The organism is Legionella sp. PATHC039, assembly GCF_026191275.1.
GTDB lineage: Bacteria > Pseudomonadota > Gammaproteobacteria > Legionellales > Legionellaceae > Legionella > Legionella pneumophila.
This window is the reverse complement of sequence record NZ_JAPHOP010000001.1, coordinates 2,070,965-2,095,410: the sequence shown is the minus strand read 5'-3', so window position 1 is coordinate 2,095,410 and position 24,446 is coordinate 2,070,965. Positions and strand designations below refer to the sequence as shown.

Genomic DNA, 24,446 nt, shown 5'->3' with positions numbered 1-24,446 from the left:
AAAAGATAAATTATCTCTTATCTGAATGTTTACACAATAAAATGGTGAATTATGGAATACCTAACTCCCAAAGGATTGATTCCTTTTATAACCGAACTCAAAGCGCTTAATATTCTACAACAAGATGATAATACTAATATTGCTCTCGTATCAGAAATTTTAGCACACTGGGTTGTAGAGAAAGAATGGCTAGATGAAAGATTTTACTACGTTGACCCGGATATTGGGTTTAGTTCCTGGTTAATTCATGAAGAAAAAGATCATACTTTGGCAGTTAATATAGTTGCCTGGCAGTCAGGACGAGAAATTATTCCGCATGATCATCAGACCTGGGGGGTTGTGGGTAGTATAATAGGTATTGAAAAGAATTATTTTTGGAAAAGAGTGGATGATGGTTCAAGGCCAGGGTATGCCAAGATCATAAGAGACAAAACAGCTATTATACGTCCTGCTGGCGGAGTAATTGGTTTTTTGCCCAATGATATTCACAGTGTAATCAATGAATCAGGTGATGTAGCAATTTCACTGCATGTTTATGGAAAAAATTTGAATTATACAGGTCGCCATCAGTACGATCCCGTTAACAATTTGATGCAACCATTTATAGTAAATTATAGTTAGGTTGATATTTATCACTGTTACTACACTAGCAAGCCTAGCAAATTGCTGTTTCTTCACACAAGACTTGTATATGGAAATGAAACTCTTCGTTAAAACACATTTTTTGCCTCAACCCTGGGTTTTTCATAAGTTTTGTCAAAATTAAAATTGTAGCTACGAAGCAAATAAATATGGGAATTCTTTCATTAAAATATCATGGACTTTTTGTTGATCAAACTTACTTTTAATAATAAGCAGGACGGTGTCGTCTCCAGCAATAGTTCCTAAAATTCCTGAGTTCGAAGACTCTTTTATACTGAAGGAAACGTATTTACGGTCTATATAATAAGCAAGACTGTTTGCATTACCGGGATGAGTTTGTAGAATGATTAGACCAAAATCAGAACTCTGGATATTTAGAACCAGAGGTAATCCAGGCTGATTGTAATCAATGATTTTGTAATAACCGGATACTTTTGCAATTTTCATTTTTTTTAAGCGACGAGAAAGCGTTGCTTGAGGAATCTCATACCCTCTTTTTTTTAAGCTGTTCTGCAAATCACTTTGTTCCGCAATACTTTCAGTTTGTACTATCGATAAAATCAAATCATCCAATAAGGCATCATGAGTCAATTGCTTTCTCCCTGCTATTAATTTGGTTGAATATATATTACTGAAATTGAAATTATATCCATTTTTTCTTGACAGTACAAATCTTGATCATGTATATTCAAAAAATGGATAAATATAGGATACATATTCAATGAGAAAAGTTTTTATTTTATTGTTAATTAGCTCAATTATATTTATATCCAGTTGTAGTGAGCAAAAAAATCAAAATACACTGCGTTTTTCTACTTCAGCAGAATATCCACCTTTTGAATATATTGAAAACGGAGAAATAAAAGGATTTGACATTGATTTGGCAAAATTGATCGCTAAAGAGTTAGGTAAAGAAGCAGTTTTTGACAACATGCAGTTTAGTACGGTTTTGCCTGCAGTGAATTCAGGTCAGGATGACCTTGCGATTGCCACAATTACTATTACAGAGGAACGTAAGAAAAATTTTGATTTTTCCAAACCTTATTATTTTGAAGGGATGGCTGCAGTTTTTGATACTTCACAGCCCGTGAAAGAAATCTCGCAATTAACAGGAAAAAAAATAGCAGTCCAGCTAGGTAGTGTTATGGAAATTTGGCTTCATCAAAACTTTCCTAAAGCTGAAATTACGGCTTTGGATAATAACAACCAAGCGATAGAAGCTTTAATCGCAGGTCATGTTGATGTGGTCCTTATGGATGGAGCACAAGGGGGTGTTTATAGCAAGAAATATCCAGGACTGTCTTATTCTATCCTGGTGAAAGTTAATGACGGTTATGGATTGGTTTTAAAAAAAGGTTCTCCTCTAAGGGATGAAATCAATTCCGCATTGGAAAATCTTAAAGCGAAGGGTGAAATTCAAAAATTGGAATCTATTTGGATAAAGGGGTCAATATGACGGAGATAGTGCAAAATCTGTTTTTCATTGGCAAAGGAATAGTTTTAACTATGCAATTATTGACAGGAGGTATACTGATTGGAATATTACTTGGAACTCTCTTGTCAATTTGCAGACATCAAGGAGTAGCTTGCTTTGTTATAAACCGATTCATATCCATATTGAGAGGCACACCACTCATTTTACAATTAAGTTTTATTTATTTTGCAGTGCCTGTTTTATTAGGTATACGACCAAGTATTTTAGTGGCTGGAATTGTTGCTTTTGGTTTGAATAGCTCAGCTTATTTCGCTGAAATTTTAAGATCCGGAATTGAGAGTTTACCCAAAGGGCAATTTGAAGCAGCCCTTACTCTGCAAATTCCTACCTTTTACTTATGGAAAGATATTATTTTACCTCAGGTGATAAGAAATATTTTTCCCGCAATGATCAATGAAATGATCGCCTTGTTAAAAGAAACGGCCTTGATTTCCACTATTGGAGGCATGGATTTAATGCGCCAGGCTCAAACATTGGCAGCACAACAATTTACTTACTTTATGCCTTTATGTATCACGGGTTTCTATTACTACAGTTTGGTCTTACTCCTTGAAGCGCTAGGTAAAAAAATCGAAAAAAGGGGGCATTATGCTGCAAGTCATTAACGCATCGAAAAAAATCGGCAATGCCCAAGTACTTAATGAGATTAATTTAAGTATTCAAGCAAACAGTATTGTTGGTTTAGTAGGGCCTTCTGGTAGTGGAAAAACAACTTTACTGAGATGCATACAACAATTGGAGTCAATCGATTCAGGCTCTATCCAGTGCGAAGGAAAAAGCGGATTTATGTTTCAGGATTTTCAATTATTTCCGCACATGACAGTACTCAATAACCTAATTTATGCACCAAGTCTTCACGATAAAACTGCTGATCATATAGCAAACGCGTGGACTTTACTTGCTATGTTAGGTTTGTCAGACAAAGCTCATTCTTACCCACAAGGATTGTCTGGTGGACAAAAACAACGCGTGGCCTTGGCTAGAAGTTTAATGATGAAACCGGATTTATTGCTTTGTGATGAACCGACTTCTGGTCTAGATATGGCGACTACTAATGATGTCATTGCTTTGTTAAATACAGTGAAGACTCTAAAAATCACTATGCTTATCGCTTCTCATGATTTGTTTTTTTTATCCAATATTGCGGAGCGATTGTTGGTTGTAAAGCAAGGGCAACTAATTGCTGACTTTAATACCCAAGAGGTGTCTGATCCTATTTTATATCTACAGCAGTTTTACCAAGGGGAAATATTATGAAAAAGGTTATTAAAAAAATCGCATTAGCTTATTCAGGTGGCTTGGATACCTCCATCATGATCCCTTGGCTTAAAGAACATTATGAGCATGCTGAAGTAATCGCTGTGATTTGTGATTTAGGGCAACAGGAAGATCTCGATGCCATAAAAAATAAAGCGCTAAAAAGCGGCGCTTCCAAAGCGTATCTAGTCGATGTCAAGAATGAGTTTGCCATTCAATATCTTTGGCCTTTGGTAAAATCAGGTGCTTTATATGAAGATCAGTACATTTTGGGCACTATTTCAAGGCCACTAATTGCTCAAAAGCTTGTTGAAATTGCTTTGACGGAGCAAGTAAATGCCATTGCACATGGAGCCACCGGTAAAGGGAATGATCAAGTGCGTTTTGAATATTCGATTAAGGCACTTGCACCTCAGCTTGAAATTATTGCTCCCTGGAGAACTTGGGATATTAAATCAAGACAGGAAGCAATTGTGTATGCTAAAGCGCATGGCATTGAGGTACCAGTGACTCCCAAAGCGCCTTATTCTAGAGATCATAACATTTGGTATATTTCTCATGAAGGTGGTGTGCTCGAAGATCCTTCTCAGGAAATGCCGGATGACGTGTTATTAATGACTGCTCCTGTATCACAGACTCCTGATGAAGAGGAAGTGATTGTTCTTGATTTCAAAAAGGGGGTTCCAGTCGCCTTAAATGGACAAGAACTTTCTCCAGTGGATCTCTTAAATTCATTAAATCAAAAAGCAGGGCAGCATGGTATTGGAGTGGCGGACATTGTTGAAAATCGATTAGTTGGAATGAAAATTCGAGGGATTTATGAAGCACCTGCTGCTGCCGTGCTTTATAAGGCACATAAACTTTTGGAGAGTTTATGTCTCACTCGTTCTACGTTACATCTGAAGCAATCTTTGCAGCAAACTTATGCCAATTTGGTTTATGAAGGAAGATGGTTTTCTCAAACCAAACAGGCTTTGGATGCATTCATTGATGTGACGCAGCAGCATGTCACGGGCTGTGTGAAGTTAAAGTTATTCAAAGGAAACATTATCCCTGCCGGTATGCATTCTCCCTATAGCTTGCATCATCCCGAATTGGCTACTTTTGAAGAGGATAATGTATACAACCAAAAGGATGCTGAAGGATTTATCAACCTCTTTTCTTTATCCGCTAAAATCTATAGCCAGGTACATCAGGGGGGGAATTATGACTAATAAGACATGGGGAGGGCGATTTAAGAAATCTTTGGATAGCGGTGTCAACCAGTTTAATGCGTCATTGTCTTTTGATCATGTGCTTTTTGACCAAGACATTAATGGCAGTCAGGTTCATGTGAAGCAATTAGCTAAACAGAAGATTTTAACAGAAGCTGAAAGCCAGGCGATTTATTCTGCTCTTGAAGAAATCAGAAGCGAGATAAAACAAGGCCAATATTCATTTAATGAACGTGATGAAGAAGACATACATATGTTTATTGAGCAATTGCTGATTCAAAAAATAGGTGATTTGGGTAAGAAATTACATACTGGCCGTAGTCGTAATGATCAAGTGGCTTTGGATCTTCGTTTATATACCAGAGATAAAGGCTGTCTGATTAATGAGCTTTTGACAAGGCTTATCGATTGTCTAGATGATCTAACCAGTAAACATCAACAGGATTTAATGCCAGGCTATACTCATTTACAGCAAGCCCAACCTGTTACGTTAGGGGCTTATTTTAACGCGTATCAATGCATGTTTAGCCGAGATAAAAGCAGATTGGAAGATTGGTTTAAACGCATGAATTATTCTCCTTTGGGCGCCGGGGCATTGGCTGGAAGTACCTTGCCTCTTGATAGAGAATGGGTAGCCGAATCCTTGGGATTTGCAGGGATCATTCCTAATACTCTTGATGCAGTCAGTGACAGGGACTTTGTCATCGAGTTATGTAGTGTTGCTGCAATGATTATGATGCATCTCTCCAGATTATGTGAAGATTTGATTCTATGGTCTACCCAGGAATTTAATTTTGTTACATTGGATGATGCGTTTGCTACAGGCTCTTCACTGATGCCTAACAAGAAAAATCCCGATGTTCCTGAATTGATTCGTGGCAAATCAGGACGAGTTTATGGTCATCTAATGGCCATTTTAACGGTAATGAAAGGATTGCCCCTGGCTTATAACAAAGACATGCAGGAGGATAAAGAAGGATTATTTGATACGATTAATACGATAATCGTTTGCCTGCAAATGATAACTCCTTTCTTGCAAAGTCTGACTTTTAATACCCTGTTAATGAAAACCAAAGCTCAAAGTGGTTACCTTGATGCGACTGCCATTCTGGAGTCATTAGTGATGGAGGGTATGCCTTTTCGTGATGCACACCATCAAGTTGGGGCATGGATTGCAGAAGCGATAGAAAAACAATGTTCCCTGAATGAATTATTAAAAGGAGGCTAAGAATGTCTTTTTCCACCTCAACCAATTTGACTCCAATTGAAATTCAAGACGATGACCTTGAAAAAATTCAATCTCAGAATAACCCATCTGCAATTAATGAAGTGAAGACCAATACTTTTGTCATTAATTTACAACAAGCTATTTTTGGCCTGGAGACGGGTAGTGAGGCTGTTGATTTTGATTCTCATAAGAATACAGGCTTTCCATTTCCTGCCGGTGAATACAAACCAAGACATTTTCTTACTGGCACAGAGTTAGCAAGGGAGGAAATTCAGTTTATCTTAAGCCAGGCTAGCTCTCTAAAACAAAACCCGGGATTATATAATCAGGCACTTGCTAATAAAAGTTTGGTAATGATTTTTGAAAAACCTTCCTTTAGAACCCGTTTGAGTTTTGCTTTAGCGATTCAGAGTATGGGGGGGATCGTTATTGAAAGCATCGCTAACTCAAGAAAGCAGGAGACTCCAGCTGATATGGCTAGAGTTTTAAATGGCTATGCTGATTTTGTAATGGTCAGAACACATGAGGACAGTTTTTTGCAAGAAATGGCCGAATATTCCAAAATCCCTATTATTAATGGCCTCTCCGCATTGCATCACCCTTGTCAAACTCTTGCTGACTTGTTAAGCCTTAAAGAACAATTTGGTGCTTTGGAAGGATTAACCCTCACTTACATAGGGGATGGCAATAATATTTTGCATAGTTTGATGCTTTTGGCACCGCAGTTAGGTGTCACTGTGCATTATTGTTGCCCAAAATCAAACCAGCCTAATGAGGCTATTGTTAAGGAAGCCCAAAGCAAGACAGGGAAACAAATGATTTATTGTTTTGATAAACCAGAGGAAGCTGTGAAGCAAGCGGATGCCGTTTATACCGATGTGTGGACAAGTATGGGATTTGATAATCCTGAAGCGGGCAAGATTTTTAAAGGGTTTCAGGTTAATGAGACATTAATGTCTCATGCAAAACCCAATTCGGTGTTTATGCATTGTATGCCTATGGAAAGGGGAAAAGAGGTTTCTGCTACTTTACCCGACAGCGCGTCATCTATCATTTTTAGGCAGAGTGAGAATAGAATGCATGTACAAAAGGCCTTGATGTTATTTTTGGATCAATAGAGCCTTGGATTATGAGGCCCATATTTGTGCATAATAAACGCTATTGCGCATTCCGCCTGATATGGGCTCATTATTTTTGCAAATTAATTTAGTAATTTTTCTCAAAGGCGATTAATTTTTGTTCTAGGCTCCATTGCAATGTTGCTTTTTCGTTGTGCTCGATAAATTTTTGACAGCTTTTGCTTCCAAGGTTATGGCAATCAGAAATCAATTCAGCTTTATCCGCATTAGCCCATATGCTTTTTCCAGGTAAGAAGGAGTAAGTTAATGTATTTCTATTAATTTGTTTTAATTGCTGATAATTAAGACCATGCTCTTTGGCTGCCTCTACATATTGTTGGGTTAAGTCCGTTCTTAGCACTCCTTCGTCATCAGTGGATAAAACGACTGGTACATTATGAGTAAGATAATAATTAAGAGGATGATTGCGGCCAGATATATTCAGAATTTTTAAATTACTAATCAAATTGATTTCAACGGGTATGTGATGGTTAGCCATGTATTTTAAGGTATCTTCTGCATTGTTTTCATAACCGATATCCACACCGTGGCCAATTCTTTGGGCGTGCCCAATCAGCAGTGCATCGCGAATATGATTACTTAGATTTTCTGGTGTCACTGCCTGAGGTGATAATTCTCCGGCATGCAAAGTAATAGGAACATTCGGGTATATTCGATGCAGATATTCAAAGATGGACATGTGCTTATGGTAATCACGCAAAGAAATAATTCCATCTTCGGGTTGCACGAGGTTTACGCCGATTAAGTTCCCCTTAGACTTGGAGACGGCTTCAAAGGCATTCAAGGCTTGGGCAAAGACATTATCAACGGGCTGCTCTCTGAGTACATAATAAATAAATTTAATTTTTACAAGGCAGGAATCGGAAGAAGGGTTATCTTTGCAACTTAATTCTTGAGAGGCTTTAGTAAGAATTCGGTCACTTTCCAAAACAGTATTTTTTATGTTGCTTTGAAAATCTTTATTCGCTAATAGCAGGCGCCTTTTCTGGTCATATGATGGAATGTCCTTGATTAAATCCCCATAAGTTAATGAGTGGGCATTGTCCGGGATTATCATAATTTCCATGTATTGCTCTTTTTGCTGTGCTGCTCGCTGAACAATATCGGCAAGCAATTGAGGCCTATAATCAAAAACTATGGGCATATATTTGACAAATCCATTGAAAAAATGATCGTGGCCAGATTCTTTACCAGGTATAAAGTCTTTCATAGACCAGTCTTTAATTATGTTGGAATAGAGTTCAGGATTGTTAAAAACCTCCTTAACATTAACTCCCTCACAATGAGAAGAATCTTTACTTACGGCAAATGAGAGTTTATCGAGGCAATAGCTGCCATTTGCGGCAAGTGCCAGCATGGTCTCAGGATAGGCTCCTCCAGCCAAATGATAATGTAACTCGCCACCCTTGGGCATTGTTTTAAAAAAGGCATAAAGGGCACTGGAATCCTTTTTTATATGACTAAAATAGGAATCAACACTGGCATAAATTGGGCACAAAAGGAATAAACTGGTAAAAAATGCGAGTGATTTGGTAATGTTCATAATTTCAATGTGATCATTAATTGGTCAGGTATTATCTCATAATCTTGCACGATTCCCAACAGAATATCTGTTTTATCATGCAATCTCTTATGATTTTTTACGAAATGATAATGATTGTATTTTTTTATTATTCATTGCAGAATGTTTTTAAGGTTTAACACATGGAAGAAAAAAATGCCCTATTTCTATACAAGATCAGCGCCTTTGTTTTTTGTATTCGTTATTGCACTTATTTTTATAAATTTTTCCTATGCCTATGAATTTCAAACTGATTCAAAAAATAAACATAAAGTAGATGTTCACATAGGTATCTATGCTCCGTTTTCCAGTCATTCAGCTTTTATTGGAAGAAATATTCTGGCTGCAATGGAAATGGGCAGTGAACGGTTACAGTCCTCTGATATTCATTATTCATTTTATACTCTCGATCAACTTCCTAAAAATAAGAATGCTGGTCTTGTGCTGCAAAAATTTATTGATACCCATCATATCAATGTGTTGGTGACCGGAGGTAAAGAAACCGGGTTAATAGCAGCTCCCATAGCAAAGAAAAACAATTTGATTCATTTTAGTCTGACTAACAATACTAAAGTTGCAGACGGCAGAAATAATTTTATTGTCTGGAGTCCAGTTTATGACCAAGCCAAGGTTTTGGTTAACGAGCTAAAACTTCAGCAAGTCCATCACTTGGGAATTATTACGGCAAATCAACCTTCCTCAATCGCTTTGACGCATAGTGTTATAAAACAATTACAGGGTGATTCTCATATTGATGTGGCTGCCTCCGAGTTTTTTGAACCTGGAAATAAGGATTTTTCAAGATTAACTAATAGAATTAAAAGAAAAAATGCAGATATGTATTTGGTAATGGCATCACCGGAGGATATTAAATTAATACAAGAACAAATGGAGGCAGATAAACAACATGTACCAATTACCAGTATAGTTGAGCGTGCTACTCCAGAAGTGGTAAAGGTATTTGAAGGTCAATGGTATGTTGATTCTCATGAGATGCAGCCTGATTTTATTAATGAATTTAAAAAAAATTATTTAAATTATCCTGTAACTGAGGCGGGTTACGCGTTTGATTTATTTCAGCTTTTGAACAAAAGCATAGTAATGGCGATAAGAACACAAGGTTCTCCTACAAGCCAGGAAGTGGTTCATCAACTCCATGACATTGCCAATGGAACAGGTGTCATGGGAACTATGGTATTCGATAGTAAGGGTTCTTTATTTACCAAATCTGAAGTGAAAACTGTGAAAAATGGCGAGATTCATACTGTCTAGGTAGAAAATAAAACCTGAAATCATCAGTTCATTGTGAATCGATGATTTCAGGTGGGAGTGACTAATTGGTCATTACCTGTTAGCTAACGCCATTCCTTCCAATACGGTGAGTGCCGCATATAACTGATAATCCTCGTGTATTAAATCTCCTGTTTGAGCTTGGTTATTTTTGGATTCGGTGTTTTCTGAATTGTCTTTGTTAATCAAGTGCCCATTCAGGTCAGCTTCAGTAAACCCAGCCAGAGTGTCTTTTTTGACCGCATTTTTAGGAACGTCTACTTCTTCTACAACAATGTCAGGAATTATTCCTTTGGCTTGGATGGAGACTCCTGATGGGGTGTAATAAAGTGCTGTGGTTAGTTTTATTCCGGTTTTGCCATCAAGAGGTAACACGGTTTGAACGGATCCTTTTCCAAAACTCTTTGTACCAAGGATTATAGCTCTTTTATTATCTTTTAATGCCCCAGCGACAATTTCTGAAGCAGAGGCAGAACCATTATTGATTAAGACAACGATAGGCGCATTGTCCAACACATCCCCTGGATTAGCCAGGGCAGTGAATTTAGAGCCAGGTAGCCTGCCTTCCGTATAGACTATCATTTCTTGCTTACCAGCCTTGTCATTGCCAAGAAAAGCATCAGATACCTGAATAGCTGAATCAAGTAAGCCCCCGGGGTTATTTCTTAAATCCAATACTAATCCTTTTAATTTGCCGCCTGCTTGTTGTTTTAATTGTTCGATTGCTTTAATCATGTCTTTTCCAGTTAAAGCCTGAAATTGAGTCAATCGAATGTAACCATAACCTTCGCTTAGCATTTTGCTTTTTACACTTTTTATTTGAATAACTTCGCGAATTAAGTCAAAAGTTAAAGGTTTGTTTACACCTTTTCTCAAGATAGTTAATTCTATGGTAGTGCCTGGTTTACCGCGCATTAAATTGACAGCGTCTTTAAGAGAAAGACCTTGAACTGACTCTTTACCCAGTTTAATAATATAATCCCCAGATTTGATTCCCGCTTTAAATGCTGGAGTGTCTACAAGAGGAGTGATTACTTTAACAACACCTTCTTCCATGGTCACTTCGATACCTAAACCACCAAATTCACCGCTGGTTGATGTTTGCAACTCCTTGAATTCCTCTTCATTGAGATAACTGGAATGCGGATCAAGGCCGGTTAGCATCCCGCGAATTGCGTTATCAAATAATTCTTTATCATCAACTGGTTTGACATAGTATTTCTTTATTTCACCGATGGCATTGGAAAACCGTTGCACATCTTCCAACGGAATTCGTTTTGCATTAGAATAATTTGAATTGGTTTCTTCAGCCGAAAATGCGGTCAAAGGCAGCATCAGAGTTAGGGCATAAATCAATGCCAAAGTACTGGAAAAAAGTTTCTTAATAACCATAGCGATCTCCTCAGATGCAAGGCCATGAAATTAGCCACCTGCGTATTTTTTTATGCAATTTAAATGCCAGCGGCTAAGCTTTAAGACAACCAGTCTAACGGATTGACCGCTTTTCCTCTTTGTCTTATTTCAAAGTATAGACCGTTTTGCTTAATTCCACCGGTATGGCCTACACTTGCAATTTGCTCGTTTTGTTGGACGATTTGTCCTTTGCGTTTGAAGAGAGATTGATTGTGTGCGTATAAAGTCATAAACCCTTGGCCATGGTCAATAATCAGAAGCAAACCATAACCTTTTAGCCAATCACTAAACACAACTTTGCCTGGGTAAACGGCAGTAACTATGGAGCCTTCATCGGCAAAAAATGTCACTCCTTGATTCATCCTGCGTAAAGATCTATGGGTGGTTTGGACAGGTAACGGCAATTTTTTGCGCATTCCCGTGAACGGTTTGCCGCTTTGAATTACACTTTGTTGAGATAATGACTTCATGAGATGAGATAAGCTGTCTCTATCTTTTTGAAAATCTTTTAATGATTGTTGATTATTTTGAATGTCATTATCAATGGATTGAATCAGTGTGCTATGGTATTTTTTATTTTGTTCTAGCTGTTTTTGATTTTGTGACAACTTAAATTGTAGCTGCTTGTTTTCTGCAAGTTCATTTCCAAGCTTGGTTTTACTGTCGTTAAGATTTTGTCGGGTTCGAGCAATTTCATCAATCAACTGCTGACGTGATCTTATTATATACTGATAATAAGTTAAAATTCGGTTGATCTTAAAAGGCTCATCTTGGTTAATCAACCATTTCAAAGGTTGATACTCCCCCATCTGATAACGTGCTCTGACATGATTTGCCAGCATTTCCTGCTGAGATTGCAATCGTTTATTTAAGTGATTTATTTTCCCTTGCAGTTCGGCAATGCTTTTTTCTTTTGTGGACATATTTGCTTGTATGATTCTTAACTTGCGTATTCCTTCTCCAATTTGTTTTTCAGTGCTGCCCAGCTCGTGGTTTAGCACAGTCCGTTTATCCTGTGCATTGGCTAAAACTTGCTTTAGTTTGTTAATCTTGGCATCTAACTGTTTTAGTTTGGTTTGTGCTTGAGTTATAGAATTTGGAGCAGCTTTTGCCTCAAGGCCATTACAAAAAAATAGAATGACCATAAGTGCCAAACCAAGAGAAGCACCGGATAAAGAGTGGGATAGGCTAGGCATGCGCATGGTTTTTTTCCAGAAGGATACGACCAGTCATTTCCGGAGGCGGGGTTATCCCTAGTAATGCAAGCAAAGAAGGTGCTATATCGATTAAACTTCCTTCGGAATGAGTGAAGTGCCACCCTCCACCTACATAAAGAAAAGGAACCGGTTCACTGGTATGTGCTGTATGAGCTTGATTTGTCGCTTCGCTAAACATTTCCTCAGCATTTCCATGATCAGCAGTGATCAATAATTTACCCCCATTGTTTTTAAGGGCTTGCCAAACCTGCTGCATGCACTGATCAAGGCACTCAATAGCTTGAACAGTAGCTTCAAAATTTCCCGTATGTCCCACCATATCAGCATTGGCATAATTACAAATAATGACATGATAATCTCGGCTATTGATGGCGGCTATTAGAGTTTTAGTTAATTCATGCGCACTCATTTCTGGTTGCAGATCATAAGTTGCCACTTGCGGAGAGGGTACCATAATGCGTTCTTCATTTGTAAAAACACTTTCACATCCGCCATTAAAGAAAAAAGTAACGTGAGCATATTTTTCAGTTTCAGCAATGCGTAATTGACTGAGACCATGAGAAGACAAGACCTCACCCAGGGTATTATTTAAAGGAACAGGTGGAAATGCTGTCGTGGTAAATAAATTTTTATCATATTGGGTCATGGAGACAAAATAGGACAGCTTTGGCAGTGTTTTTCTTTCAAATCCTTTAAACAAAGGATCAAGAAATGAAGAGGTTAATTGCCTTCCTCTGTCAGCGCGAAAATTGAAAAACAGGACAGCATCACCATCTTGTATAGAATGCTCTTTCCCTATAAGAGTAGGTGGAACAAACTCATCAGAAATTTTATTTTTGTAATAAAAATGTATTGCAGTTTCTGCATCAGGAAATTGGCGCTCACTTTTGCCTTGTGTTAACAAATTATAAACAGGCTCTACTCTCTCCCAACGCTTGTCTCTATCCATCGCATAATATCGGCCACAAATTGAATTAATGGTTGCAACAGGGTGTTTAGCCAGTTCTTCATTCAGGCATTTCAAGCTATCAAGAGCACTTTGTGGTGGGGTATCTCGGCCATCAAGAAACAAATGCAGATGGACGGATTTGAATTTTTTTTGATTACAAAGGGCAAGTAAAGCAAACAAATGTTGTTCGTGACTGTGCACTCCGCCGGGAGAGAGTAACCCCATGATGTGAAGAGATTTTTCTGTTTTCTTTAATTGGTCAATTACTTCATGGAAAACAGCATTTTTAGCGAATTTTCCGTTATTTATCGCTTCATTAATGCGAGTAAAATCTTGCTGTATCACTCGACCCGCGCCAATGTGCATATGCCCAACTTCTGAATTACCCATTTGCTCATCAGGTAAACCAACAGGCAAGCCGGAGGCTTTCAAAAGAATATGAGGGCAGGTTTGCCACCATTCATCCCACTGAGGGGTATTGGCTTTTGCAATAGCATTGTATCTATCATTTTCGTTATAGCCCCAGCCATCAAGAATCATGAGTACCAGGGGAGCATTATGCGACATGACCTAAATCCTAAATTGTACAATGAAAGGGCTAAAATGATAATTATACCTTCGCGGCAGTAAGAGGTATATAGTTTCAGTAAGAGTTCGCTGTTATTAAATTTAGTAGCAATCTTCTTTTTGTTCGCAGTGACCATAAGCATCGCATGACTGGATCGGTCGACACCCAGGGTAATAAATAATAGGTACAGGAGTTGTAATAATTAAAGGAGGAGTAGTTGATTTATCACAGGATTTACAATGATTAAAAGTGGCTCTTACATCATTGTCTTTGGGTAGATTTTTTGGATTTGGTCCTATCCCTAATAGATTGAACGCTATGGCATGATTAACAAGAGCAGTTAAACTAATAAATAAAATAATTGCTTTGAGAATCATGTTTCTAGTATCCCTACTCATGATGTGAACTCCTTTTTAATTTTATGCCCCGTATTATGCGATAATAAGAGTATAGTTTCTTGTTATGGTTCTGCTACTATACCAAAGGATTATCTTGCAATTCTTCCGGTACATATTGAGACAAATATTTGCTTAAACTCAATTGCACAGTCGAGGTTATCCCATATTGCGTTTTTAACAATAATAAAGTACTCCAGCCCCACCAACTGTTTGTCCAATGCCTGTCATAAGGATTTGTCAAATTGGTTCTTCTTAACAACTGTTTGTTTTCTTTATCCCAATAGAACATAGGAGCAATATCCATGTTATTTTCATCATTTAATTTGGTGATGTGTGGAATCATGTCCTCTATTTGATTTTTTTCTGGTAGAACGCCTGAGTAATAAGCTTCAAATATTTCATCAGCGGAAGCTTGCAAGGCTTTTAAGAGCATCTGCTGGTTGGTTTGATTAAAAGGATTAAAGTAAGAATAATCACCATAAACCATCCATTGTTCTCCCAGATTATTCGTCACATGAATTCCGTACTTATTTTCTTCATTATGCATATAATTGGATAACAACGCACCAAGGACTGTTGGTGTGATAATGGCTGATAATTCTTCTCTAGGAGTGCGCAAATGGCCGGCAGCAAAGTGATCTGATAAATAGTGGCAGGCAAAAGCATCCATCGCATAGGCGATTTCCAAATCAGAGCGTTTTCCTGTTCGTTTTGCTTTTAATGCCTGTTGCAGTGCGACATGGTGGCCACTTTTATAGGCTATCAGATTATTTGGCGTAAAGTGATCATAGTTTTCTATGGCTAGTTTTAGATATCTGCCAGGATTTAACCACCAGGTCAGGCTATTACAACCACCTCCCGTGATGCAGTTGATTTGGCGACCTACTTCATTCCCAATTCGTTTATAAATGGCTTCAGAAGTTTCTCCTTTTGCAATCCCTGATTCGACTTCGCGCATTTCTGCTCTGATAACGGAATTAAGATCTTCTACCTCACTAACTGCAATAACATTCCTGGCAAAACTGTTGAAAACCTCTTTAAAACGAGTTTGTTTTTCCAGTTTTGTTAAGCCATGACTAATTGGTTTTCCTACAATTCCATACAGATCACCCAGACTTATGATATCGCCGGCTGTTAGTGCCAATCCATTTTTTAAATGTAATACAGCACCCGATTGGGGAACCTCATTTATGTCAAATCGTAGTTTGATTTGTTGCCCCATGGACCAATGCTCGGACAAAGCAAAACTGCCGTTCGATTCACCATAAATTATAGAGGAAAAAGCCAACAAGCTAATGCTCATTGCAAATAACCGAGGCTTTACTAATCGATGGATAGATTTTTTCATTATGTCCTCATCAACAGGGATTGATCATTGGGTTTAGTGAGAAATAGCGTATTGTATAACATTTGAGATGAAATATTGATGCATTGGTTCGTCCCGAGATAATGCATAGGTATTAATGGAGTCTGTACAAATAACCGTAACCAAAAACGACTTATAGCGTTATAGGTCATGGGAATTATCTCCTTTCTGGGTATTCATGATGAAAAGTGACAACTCGTTACGAAGATTTATTCAGGTTTAATAATGAGGTGTTTCATAAACAAGGTCAATTGATTTCTTAAGTAGTACTTAAATTTTTATCTCAAAGAGGTTAGACTATGCATCATTTTTATTAGTCGGATAAGTTGTTTTGAATCATAAATTACCTCAACACATTGCCGTTGTCATGGATGGAAACGGGCGTTGGGCTGAAAGCCGCGGTTTGCCCCGTGTAGAGGGACACAAAGCGGGCCTTGACTCAGTTAAAAAGATCATCAATTGTTGCCTGGAAAAAAAAATTTCCTGCTTAAGCCTGTTTGCATTTAGTTCTGAAAATTGGTCAAGACCAGTGACAGAAGTCAATTTTCTTATGGAATTGTTTTTGGAGGCTTTGCGAAAAGAGATAGACGATTTAAACCAGCATGGAATACGGTTAAAGTTTACTGGCGATAGAGAACCTTTGTCTCAAGTATTACAAAAGCAGATGTGTGATGCGGAAGCTCTTACCAAGAATAATCAACAATTAATTCTCAATGTTGTTGTGAATTATGGTGGGAAATGGGATATAGTGACGGCGGCTAGAAAATTAATACGCACGGTTTTGGACGGGAAGTTGGCATATGATGAAATCAATGAGGCAGTATTCGCTCAATTTCTTGATACGAATGGCATGCCGGAACCTGATCTGTTTATTCGAACTAGTGGTGAATTAAGGATAAGTAATTTTTTTCTTTGGCAGCTAGCTTATACTGAGCTGTATTTTACTGATGTTCATTGGCCTGATTTTAATGAGCATGAGTTTGAATTGGCATTGACTTCTTTTGCCAAGCGGGCAAGAAGGTTTGGGCAAATTTCACAATCTGAATAAAGGTAAAACCATGTTTATGCAACGATTGATCACGACATTAATATTAGCGCCCCTGGTTTTGCTAGCTATTTTTTATGCTCCTTCCTGGATTTTATGGGGCGTTGTTCTAGTTATACTCCTGCTTGCAGGAATGGAATGTTTTAAATTGATTCCTGTTGATAATTTAACTGTACAGGCTTGTTTTTTGATATTTTTATTGATGTGCTTTTGGGCCTGTGGCTATTTCTATCCCTATTGGTTGAGTGTGGGCTTATTGGTTTGGTTATTAAATGGGTTAGCAATTCTTACTTATCCGCGTTCACAAAATTATTGGGGTTATCCAATCGTTGTTGCCATAGCTTCTTTGATATTACTACCGTTATTTACTCAAAGTCTTATTCAAATTTCTTTTTTACAACAAGGAAAGGAATTACTTGTCTATTTGCTTTTTTTAATTTGGGCTTCTGATATTGGTGCTTATCTCACTGGAAAACAATGGGGAAAACATAAATTAATCCCTAAAGTTAGCCCTGGTAAATCTTGGGAAGGTGTTACAGGTGGGGTTATTTTAGCCATGATAGTCGCGACTTTGGGCTATTATTACTTTATACCTTACTCAATTTATATATGGTTTGGTTTAGCATTGTCTACTGTAGTTATTTCAATTTTTGGTGATTTGTTCATCAGTATATTAAAACGGCGTTGTCAATTAAAAGATACTGGAAATATTATTCCAGGTCATGGCGGTATATTAGATCGACTGGATAGTCTAATTGCCGCGTTACCATGGTTTTACTTTGGATTAACTTACATACCACTGGGAATTTAATTTTCTGGTCGTATCAATCTTTGGATAACGATATGCTTTCAACGTTGCTGTACTTTTTATTAGCATTGGTATTGTTAGTCACCATACATGAATACGGCCACTTTCAAGTAGCGCGCTGGTGTGGTGTGAAAGTGTTAAGATTTTCATTTGGCTTTGGAAAGATTCTTGCCCGTTTTTATGATAAGAAAGGAACAGAGTATGCCTGGTCTTTGTTTCCTTTGGGTGGCTATGTCAAAATGCTTGATGAAACGGAAGGAGAAGTTTCTGAAAAAGAAAAGCCTTTCGCATTCAATAATCAATCTGTTCTTGTCAGGATAGCTATTGTAGTGGCAGGACCTTTATTCAATTTTATTTTTGCGTTTGTAGCGTTGTGGTTGGTTTTGGTTATCGGTATGCACTCTTTGGCACCGATGATAGAGTCAGTAAAACCAAATAGTATTGCTGCACGAGCTGGCTTAGCCCCCAAGCAGGAAATCCTTGCTCTTAATGGAGTTAAAATTAATAGTTGGCGAGATTTTCAATATGAAATAATGCCTCTTATCGGTTCCCAGGAAACAGTGAGCTTGACTGTAAAGTCAATGATAAATGGTGAAGAAAGTACGTTGTATTTGCCTTTGGATAAGTGGCAGTTGGATGATAAAAAGCCTGATCCTATTAAAAGCCTGGGCATCCTTCCTTTTATACCCACTATTCCACCCATAGTCGGTGAAGTGGTTCCCGATTCTCCCGCTGAAAAAGTAGGCTTAAAAATAGGGGATGAAATTATTAGTGTTGATGGTCGGCATTTCAATGATTGGTTGTATTTAGTCAGCTATGTAAGGGAAAGGCCCAATTCTCAAATCAATTTGGATATTAAACGCCAAGGTAAATTGCTGAAGATAACGGTACACACTGGAAGTCAGGATAATAATGGAAAATTAGAGGGGGTAATAGGAGTTAGATCTCAGAAAGTAGATTGGCCTGCTCATTGGCTACGGCTGGAGCAACAGCCGCCAATTTCAGCACTCGGTACGGCTTTTAAGCAAACAGTACAACTCACAGGCACAACTTTTATCTTAATGGGAAGACTAGTGACTGGAAAATTGGGATTAAACAGTATTAGCGGTCCCGTCGGTATAGCCCAGGGGGCCGGCGACTCCGGACGCGGAGGATTGGTATCCTATTTATTTTTTCTGGCTTTAGTAAGCATTAGCCTGGGAGCGCTTAATTTATTACCAATCCCTATGCTGGATGGCGGTCATCTTTTGTATTATGTCTTGGAAATCATAAGAAGAAAGCCATTATCGGACGGAGCTAAATCTGTCGGGATCTATTTTGGATTATTACTGTTGGTTGCCTTAATGTTTGTTGCTCTTAGTAATGATATATCAAGATTAACCAGTTAGGATTTGGCGAGAGTAATTCTAATTTCTGTATGATTAATGAATGAAATGATGTTTTAGCGACAAAGAAACTTGACAGTAGTTTCTAGTTCCTATAAAAGGGTTTCAATTTTTTGTACAATTGAATGGTTTTTAACTTCATAAGTGCGCGTAGTGCTGGACGTAAAATAATAATGAAAAAAGTCAGTAATAAATTAATATTAGGTGTTTGTTGTTCTACTCTTTTAGCTTGGTCATCCCAAACCTTTTCTTCTGATATCTTTATTGTCAAAGGGATTAGAGTTAACGGATTACAAAGGGTTTCGACAGGTACGGTATTAAACTATATGCCTGTGCAAGTGGGTGAGGAAATCAGCTCCAGCTCAACAGCTCAAATTATCCGCGCTCTCTATGAGACAGGATTTTTCCAGTCTGTTTCGCTTGAACGCCAAGGGAATGTGTTAGTGGTCAATGTGGTAGAGCGAGCAACTATTGGCTCTATTACCGTAGTAGGAAATAAGGAAATACCCTCTGATAAAATGAAAGCTTTTCTTAAAGAAATGGGGCTGGTCAAAGGCAGAGTATTTCAAAGATCTTCCTTGGAGCGTTTGGAGAAGGAGCTGAAACAGGCCTATACAGCCAGAGGGAAGTATAATTCTCGTATTGAAACTAAAGTAACCCCTCTTACTGAAAATAGAGTAGCCATTAGTATTACTGTATCAGAAGGTCGAGTTTCACGGATTAAAGAAATAAAAATAATTGGTAACCATGATTTTAAAGCAAATGAGTTATTGCCTGAATTGATGTTAAGTACAAGCAATCTGTTTACTTATTTTACTAAAAAAGATCAATATTCCAAAGCAGGAATGGATGCTTCTTTAGAAGCATTACGTTCATTTTATTTAGATAGGGGATATTTGAAATTTAATGTTGTCTCCTCGCAAGTTTTGCTATCGCCTGATAAAAAAGACGTCTACATCAATATTCATATAGAAGAAGGACCTCAATATCATTTCTCAGGTTATGATGTGGTTGGAAAAACGATATTATCTAAAGAAAAAATTGATTCACTGATCCAGGTTAAGAAAGGCGATATTTTTTCTCGTAAGAAGGTTACGGAATCCATCTCTGCAATAGGGTTAGCTTTAGGGGATGTAGGATATGGTTTTCCCGCGATTAATGCTGAACCTAGAATAGATGAAAATAATAAAACAGTATTTATTACTTTTGTAGTGCAGCCGGGCCGTCATGTTTATGTGAGACGTATTAATTTTCATGGTAATACAAAGACAGGAGATTATGTTCTGCGTAATGTGATTCGTCAGGATGAAGGTGGGTTACTGTCTTTACATAACATCAAGGAATCTGAGCGTCAGTTACGAATGTTGGGCTATCTAAAAAATATTGATGTCAAAACGACGCCTGTTCCAGGAACCAATAATCAGGTCGATTTGGATGTTAATGTGGAAGAAGCTCCTTCAGCAGAAGCAAGCGCATCCATGGGATATGGTACAAACGGTTATCAATTTAATGCATCCGTTAACCAACGCAATTTTATGGGAAGTGGACGTTCCATGGGGGCTGCTTTCAATGCAAGTCAATGGGGGCAAGACTACTCTTTTAACTATTATAATCCGTTCTATACCGATACTGGGGTAGGCCGGGGAGGAAGCTTATATTATTCAAGGATTGATCCTAAAAATTTAAATGTCAGTACATACAGTTCTAATCGCTATGGTGGCGACATCAGCTATAACTTCCCGTTAGGTGAGAAAAGCAGTTTTCAATTGGGATATGGTTATCAAGATATCAATATTAAGTCAGTGGGTTACGTACTCCCCATAATCAACTTTGTTGCTTTAAACGGTAATCATTTTCAGGAAATAAGGTTGACATCCGGTTGGAGTAGAAACAGCTATGATCAAATGCCTTATCCTAACCAGGGATTTAATCAACAAGCTATTGCTATGGTCGCGTTGCCAGCAACATCGCAATCTCTATCTTACTATAAGAGCTCTTATCAGGCGCATTTATATTATCCTCTAACCCGTGGCTGGATTTTTTCTGTTCTGGGTAATGTGGGGTATGGAAATACTTTTGATAATTTCGGGTTACCCTTTTTTGAAAACTACTATGCCGGTGGTCCAGTTCAACCAGGCCAGGTTCGAGGATACGATAGTTATTCTTTAGGCCCGCAAGATAATTTTGGGAATGCAATGGGTGCGAATTTCCTTGTGAATGGAAGTGTAGGCCTGATACTACCATACCCATTGAGTCGAGATAATGTAAGAACGACTATTTTTGCTGATGCGGGTAATGTATTTGCTTCCGGGACACCTCCTGCTTTACGTGGAACTCCGGCAGGTCCGATGCGTTATTCTGCTGGTGTGTCATTAGAATGGCGCTCACCTTTTGGTCCATTGTCTTTTAGCTTGGCTAAGGCATTGAATCCACAGCCATTGGATCAGACTCAACTCTTCCAATTTGCTCTTTCATCAGGTTTTTAGAGGTATTATGGATTAGAGTAAGCGGATTTTAGTATTTTAAAAACTAGTGCTGTATATATCGCAACCTTTTTCGAATTGTGATAGCATTTCAAACTTTAAATTAGGAGATCATTATGAAACGTCTGGGTGCGGTGCTAGTCGCATTATTTTTGGGTTTGTTCGGCACGACTGTATTTGCTGATTGGGCAAAGATAGGCGTAGTTGATTTACAAAAAATCATGCAAACCTCAAATCAAATGAAGGAAATCCAACAGAAGTTGGAAAAAGAATTTAAGCCTCGTCGAGACAAGCTTGTCGCAATGGAAGCAAGCTTGAAAAGCGACATGGAAAAATTTAAGCGTGATAGTGCTATAATGAGCGCAAGCCAAAAGAAAGAATTGGAAAAGAAAATTGTTGCGTCACAACAACAGTTTGAACGTGATGGACAACAATATCAGCAAGAATTGAGCACGGCTCATAATGAAGCTATGGAAGGTTTGTATAATAAGGTTCGTACTGCCATTACCAAAATTGCCAAGGATGAGAAGTACGATATTATTGTTCAGAAAGATGCAGCGCCCTTCAGCAGCGAATCGCTTGATGTAACAGATAAAGTTATCAAAGCAATTAATTAATTCGGCGGATGCGTTGCTAACCTTAGAGGAACTGGCAAACTATTTAAATGGCGTCTGGCATGGCAATGCCAATCACGCCATTTTTAGTATATCCTCGTTGGCTCGAGCTTCATCTAAGGATCTTGCGTATTTTGATAATCCCTTATTGCAGTTTGTCTTAAACTCTACCAGAGCAGGTGCTGTTTTATTAAAGCCCGAGCACAAAGATTGGTGTCCTGTGAACTATATTGTAGTTCCCAATCCGTCAGAATCAATGTTTAAAGCAGCAAAGATCCTGCCTCACCTTGCTACCAATGTTTGCGGAATTCATCCTACAGCTCAAATCCACAAATCTGCCCAAATAGGTCAACACGTATCAGTTGGCGCTAACAGCGTGATTGGTGAAAATGTACAATTGGATGATTACGTATCTATTGGTTCTAATACGACCATTGAATCTTCAGTACTGATTGGCAGAGGAAGTCAGCTGGGTTCTGGAGCAATAATTCATTCTGGTACAGTTTTGGGCCAATCTGTAATTATTGATTCTGGCTGTATTGTTGGTGCTGCCCCGTTTAATTGCTACAAGGAACATGGTGTCTGGCAACAAGCACCAAACTTTGGTGGAGTTGTAATTGGCCAAAGAACTCAAATCGGTGCAAATACAGTAATTCACAGAGGCTCCATTGGCGATACTTATTTAGGCGATGGAGTCTGTATAGACAGTCTAGTACTCATCGCGCATGATGTTTATATAGGGAATAACACTGCTATTGCAGGTTCTGCTGCAATTGGTGCTTTAGTGCAAATAGGCAGTGATTGTATCATAGGTGGGGCAAGTTGCCTTGCAGCGAACATTCGTTTGACTAATGATGTAGTAATAACAGGAATGTCTACAGTGACAAAATCCATCGCTCGCCCCGGGATTTATTCTTCGGGAACGACGGTTCACGATCATCGCAAGTGGCGTCGTAACACAGCGCGGTTCAGGCATTTGGATGACTACATTACAAAGCTGATAACAATAGAAAAAAAATTGAATAATAACAACTAATTATGTTTTATCAATTTGAAGTAAGATTATTTTTGAAATTTTTAATTGATTAGAACGAGCTAAACCAAGATAATGAACCATTTTGTAATGCAATAGGCGATTAACGAGAACTAGGGTATGAACGAATCGATAGATATACATCAAATTTTTACTTTGTTACCACACCGCTACCCATTTATTCTGGTTGATAGAGTGATAGATTACAAAGTAATGGAATATTTGATTGCAATCAAAAATGTGACTATTAATGAGAACTTCTTTACCGGGCATTTTCCAGGAAATCCTATTATGCCTGGGGTACTAATGCTTGAGGCCTTAGCCCAAGCTTGTGGCATTTTAGCCAATTTGTCTCGCCAACCCAAAGAAGGGTATGAGTTTCTGCATTATTTTGCCGGTATTGACAATGCTCGGTTCAAGCAAGTAGTGATTCCCGGGGATCAGTTGCGATTAGAGGTGAGACTGGCTGGACAAAAAAGAGATTTTTGGCGTATGCACGGAGAAGCTTATATTGGAGACAAATTAGCTTGTTCCGCAGACTTATTAAGCGCAGCAAAGGAAATTAAAAAGTGATAGATGAAAGAGCAATGATTCACCCATCGGCGAAGCTGGCAAGCGGAGTGTCAATAGGCCCTGGGACCGTGATAGGCGCTGATGTTGAGATTGGTGAAAATACCTGGATAGGGCCGCATGTGGTAATTGAAGGACCTACTGTAATTGGTAAAAACAATAAGATCTTTCAATTTGCTTCCGTAGGAGATGAGCCACAAGATATCACTTATAAGGGCGAGCCAACTCGTCTTGAAATCGGCGATAATAATGTAATCAGAGAATATTGCATGATTAGCCGAGGTACTGTCAAAGGTGGAGGTGTCACTCGCATTGGCAATAGCAATTATTTAATGGCCTACTCACACATTGGCCATGATTGTATGGTAGGCAATCATATTATTATGGTCAATTATGCAGCCTTATCAGGCCATGTCACAATTAATGATTACGCAATTATCGGCCCTTATGCTGCAGTTCACCAATTTTGTCAGGTGGGAGCCTACGCATTCATAGCCCGAGCTACCTATGTAACTAAAGACGTATTGCCTTATGTTATGATTGCAGGTCATACCACTTCTGCTTGTGGAATCAACACTGTTGGTTTAAGAAGGAGAGGTTTTTCTTCTGCTGCGATTGATTGTTTGCGACGCGCATATAAAATTATCTTTCGCAAAGGGTTAACCGTTCAACAGGCAGTTTCAGAATTAGAGTTGATTCAAAATGAGTGTCCAGAAATTATTCCTATGATTGATGCTTTGAATCAATCCACAAGAGGCATTGTGAGGTAAG

23 protein-coding genes are annotated in these 24,446 nt (G+C 38.3%); 16 read left to right on the top strand and 7 right to left on the bottom strand.

Annotation, left to right across the window (positions count from 1 at the left end; all coding sequences use genetic code 11):
• Window positions 1-51 precede the first annotated feature (51 nt).
• Window positions 52-621, top strand: coding sequence for a cupin (locus OQI99_RS09445; protein ID WP_265731777.1), 570 nt, complete (start codon window positions 52-54; stop codon window positions 619-621).
• A 153-nt stretch (window positions 622-774) separates the two neighbouring features.
• On the opposite strand, the gene OQI99_RS09440 is transcribed toward OQI99_RS09445, so the two are convergent.
• The gene (locus tag OQI99_RS09440) at window positions 775-1,233 is read right to left on the bottom strand and encodes an arginine repressor (protein ID WP_061513204.1); all 459 of its coding nucleotides are present in this window, start codon (window positions 1,231-1,233) and stop codon (window positions 775-777) included.
• A gap of 130 nt (window positions 1,234-1,363) precedes the next feature.
• Between OQI99_RS09440 and OQI99_RS09435 the strand changes: the two genes are divergently transcribed.
• Genes OQI99_RS09435 through argF form a run of 6 tightly spaced genes read left to right on the top strand, consistent with a single transcriptional unit; the run spans window position 1,364 to window position 6,954 of the window.
• The gene (locus tag OQI99_RS09435; RefSeq protein ID WP_265731776.1) at window positions 1,364-2,098 is read left to right on the top strand and encodes an ABC transporter substrate-binding protein; all 735 of its coding nucleotides are present in this window, start codon (window positions 1,364-1,366) and stop codon (window positions 2,096-2,098) included.
• A complete protein-coding gene (locus tag OQI99_RS09430; RefSeq protein WP_061513206.1) occupies window positions 2,095-2,742 on the top strand; it encodes an amino acid ABC transporter permease in 648 nt (215 codons plus the stop codon). The genes OQI99_RS09435 and OQI99_RS09430 overlap by 4 nt, the downstream gene beginning before the upstream one ends.
• On the top strand, window positions 2,726-3,394 hold the full coding sequence (locus tag OQI99_RS09425) for an amino acid ABC transporter ATP-binding protein (RefSeq protein WP_265731775.1): 669 nt from the start codon (window positions 2,726-2,728) through the stop codon (window positions 3,392-3,394). Before OQI99_RS09430 ends, OQI99_RS09425 begins: the two co-directional genes overlap by 17 nt.
• Window positions 3,391-4,608 carry an argininosuccinate synthase gene (locus OQI99_RS09420; RefSeq protein WP_061513208.1) on the top strand — a complete coding sequence of 406 codons (1,218 nt, stop codon included), beginning with the start codon at window positions 3,391-3,393 and terminating at the stop codon, window positions 4,606-4,608. The genes OQI99_RS09425 and OQI99_RS09420 overlap by 4 nt, the downstream gene beginning before the upstream one ends.
• Window positions 4,601-5,836: an argininosuccinate lyase gene (argH, locus tag OQI99_RS09415; protein ID WP_061513209.1), complete on the top strand. Its 1,236-nt coding sequence runs from the start codon at window positions 4,601-4,603 to the stop codon at window positions 5,834-5,836. Before OQI99_RS09420 ends, argH begins: the two co-directional genes overlap by 8 nt.
• Window positions 5,837-5,838: 2 nt before the next feature.
• On the top strand, window positions 5,839-6,954 hold the full coding sequence (argF, locus tag OQI99_RS09410; RefSeq protein ID WP_080447284.1) for an ornithine carbamoyltransferase: 1,116 nt from the start codon (window positions 5,839-5,841) through the stop codon (window positions 6,952-6,954).
• An 88-nt stretch (window positions 6,955-7,042) separates the two neighbouring features.
• Here the strand turns inward: argF and OQI99_RS09405 are convergent, their stop codons facing one another.
• Complete coding sequence (locus OQI99_RS09405; RefSeq protein ID WP_265731774.1) at window positions 7,043-8,518, bottom strand: adenosine deaminase family protein; 1,476 nt, start codon at window positions 8,516-8,518, stop codon at window positions 7,043-7,045.
• A gap of 174 nt (window positions 8,519-8,692) precedes the next feature.
• On the opposite strand from OQI99_RS09405, the gene OQI99_RS09400 reads away from it, so the two are divergent.
• Window positions 8,693-9,808, top strand: a complete 1,116-nt coding sequence (locus tag OQI99_RS09400) for an ABC transporter substrate-binding protein (RefSeq protein WP_061513211.1) — start codon at window positions 8,693-8,695, stop codon at window positions 9,806-9,808.
• Window positions 9,809-9,880: 72 nt separating this feature from the next.
• Here OQI99_RS09400 and OQI99_RS09395 read toward each other — a convergent pair whose 3' ends face one another.
• The 5 genes from OQI99_RS09395 to OQI99_RS09375 all read right to left on the bottom strand — a co-directional run bounded on the left by OQI99_RS09395 (window position 9,881) and on the right by OQI99_RS09375 (window position 15,719).
• Window positions 9,881-11,218, bottom strand: coding sequence for a S41 family peptidase (locus OQI99_RS09395; protein WP_061513212.1), 1,338 nt, complete (start codon window positions 11,216-11,218; stop codon window positions 9,881-9,883).
• An 80-nt stretch (window positions 11,219-11,298) separates the two neighbouring features.
• Entirely contained in the window at window positions 11,299-12,441 is a 1,143-nt protein-coding gene (locus OQI99_RS09390; RefSeq protein ID WP_061513213.1) for a murein hydrolase activator EnvC family protein, read from the bottom strand.
• Window positions 12,428-13,972, bottom strand: coding sequence for a 2,3-bisphosphoglycerate-independent phosphoglycerate mutase (gpmI, locus tag OQI99_RS09385; RefSeq protein ID WP_265731773.1), 1,545 nt, complete (start codon window positions 13,970-13,972; stop codon window positions 12,428-12,430). The genes OQI99_RS09390 and gpmI overlap by 14 nt, the downstream gene beginning before the upstream one ends.
• A gap of 102 nt (window positions 13,973-14,074) precedes the next feature.
• Window positions 14,075-14,371 (bottom strand): hypothetical protein, encoded by a 297-nt coding sequence (locus OQI99_RS09380; RefSeq protein ID WP_061513215.1) that lies wholly within the window; start codon window positions 14,369-14,371, stop codon window positions 14,075-14,077.
• A gap of 76 nt (window positions 14,372-14,447) precedes the next feature.
• Entirely contained in the window at window positions 14,448-15,719 is a 1,272-nt protein-coding gene (locus tag OQI99_RS09375) for a hypothetical protein (protein WP_061513216.1), read from the bottom strand.
• A gap of 349 nt (window positions 15,720-16,068) precedes the next feature.
• Between OQI99_RS09375 and uppS the strand changes: the two genes are divergently transcribed.
• The 8 genes from uppS (at window position 16,069) to lpxA (ending at window position 24,445) form a co-directional block, all read left to right on the top strand.
• Window positions 16,069-16,785 (top strand): polyprenyl diphosphate synthase, encoded by a 717-nt coding sequence (uppS, locus tag OQI99_RS09370; RefSeq protein ID WP_014841050.1) that lies wholly within the window; start codon window positions 16,069-16,071, stop codon window positions 16,783-16,785.
• Between the two features lie 10 nt (window positions 16,786-16,795).
• Window positions 16,796-17,593 (top strand): phosphatidate cytidylyltransferase, encoded by a 798-nt coding sequence (locus OQI99_RS09365; protein ID WP_027224209.1) that lies wholly within the window; start codon window positions 16,796-16,798, stop codon window positions 17,591-17,593.
• 32 nt (window positions 17,594-17,625) lie between these two features.
• The gene (rseP, locus tag OQI99_RS09360) at window positions 17,626-18,978 is read left to right on the top strand and encodes an RIP metalloprotease RseP (protein ID WP_061513262.1); all 1,353 of its coding nucleotides are present in this window, start codon (window positions 17,626-17,628) and stop codon (window positions 18,976-18,978) included.
• A 170-nt stretch (window positions 18,979-19,148) separates the two neighbouring features.
• The gene (gene bamA / locus OQI99_RS09355; RefSeq protein ID WP_265731772.1) at window positions 19,149-21,461 is read left to right on the top strand and encodes an outer membrane protein assembly factor BamA; all 2,313 of its coding nucleotides are present in this window, start codon (window positions 19,149-19,151) and stop codon (window positions 21,459-21,461) included.
• A 113-nt stretch (window positions 21,462-21,574) separates the two neighbouring features.
• Window positions 21,575-22,075, top strand: coding sequence for an OmpH family outer membrane protein (locus OQI99_RS09350; RefSeq protein ID WP_010946255.1), 501 nt, complete (start codon window positions 21,575-21,577; stop codon window positions 22,073-22,075).
• Window positions 22,076-22,088: 13 nt separating this feature from the next.
• Complete coding sequence (lpxD, locus tag OQI99_RS09345) at window positions 22,089-23,108, top strand: UDP-3-O-(3-hydroxymyristoyl)glucosamine N-acyltransferase (protein WP_061513217.1); 1,020 nt, start codon at window positions 22,089-22,091, stop codon at window positions 23,106-23,108.
• Window positions 23,109-23,225: 117 nt separating this feature from the next.
• Window positions 23,226-23,678, top strand: coding sequence for a 3-hydroxyacyl-ACP dehydratase FabZ (gene fabZ, locus OQI99_RS09340; RefSeq protein WP_061513218.1), 453 nt, complete (start codon window positions 23,226-23,228; stop codon window positions 23,676-23,678).
• A complete protein-coding gene (gene lpxA / locus OQI99_RS09335; RefSeq protein ID WP_011213138.1) occupies window positions 23,675-24,445 on the top strand; it encodes an acyl-ACP--UDP-N-acetylglucosamine O-acyltransferase in 771 nt (256 codons plus the stop codon). The genes fabZ and lpxA overlap by 4 nt, the downstream gene beginning before the upstream one ends.
• Window position 24,446: the final 1 nt, after the last annotated feature.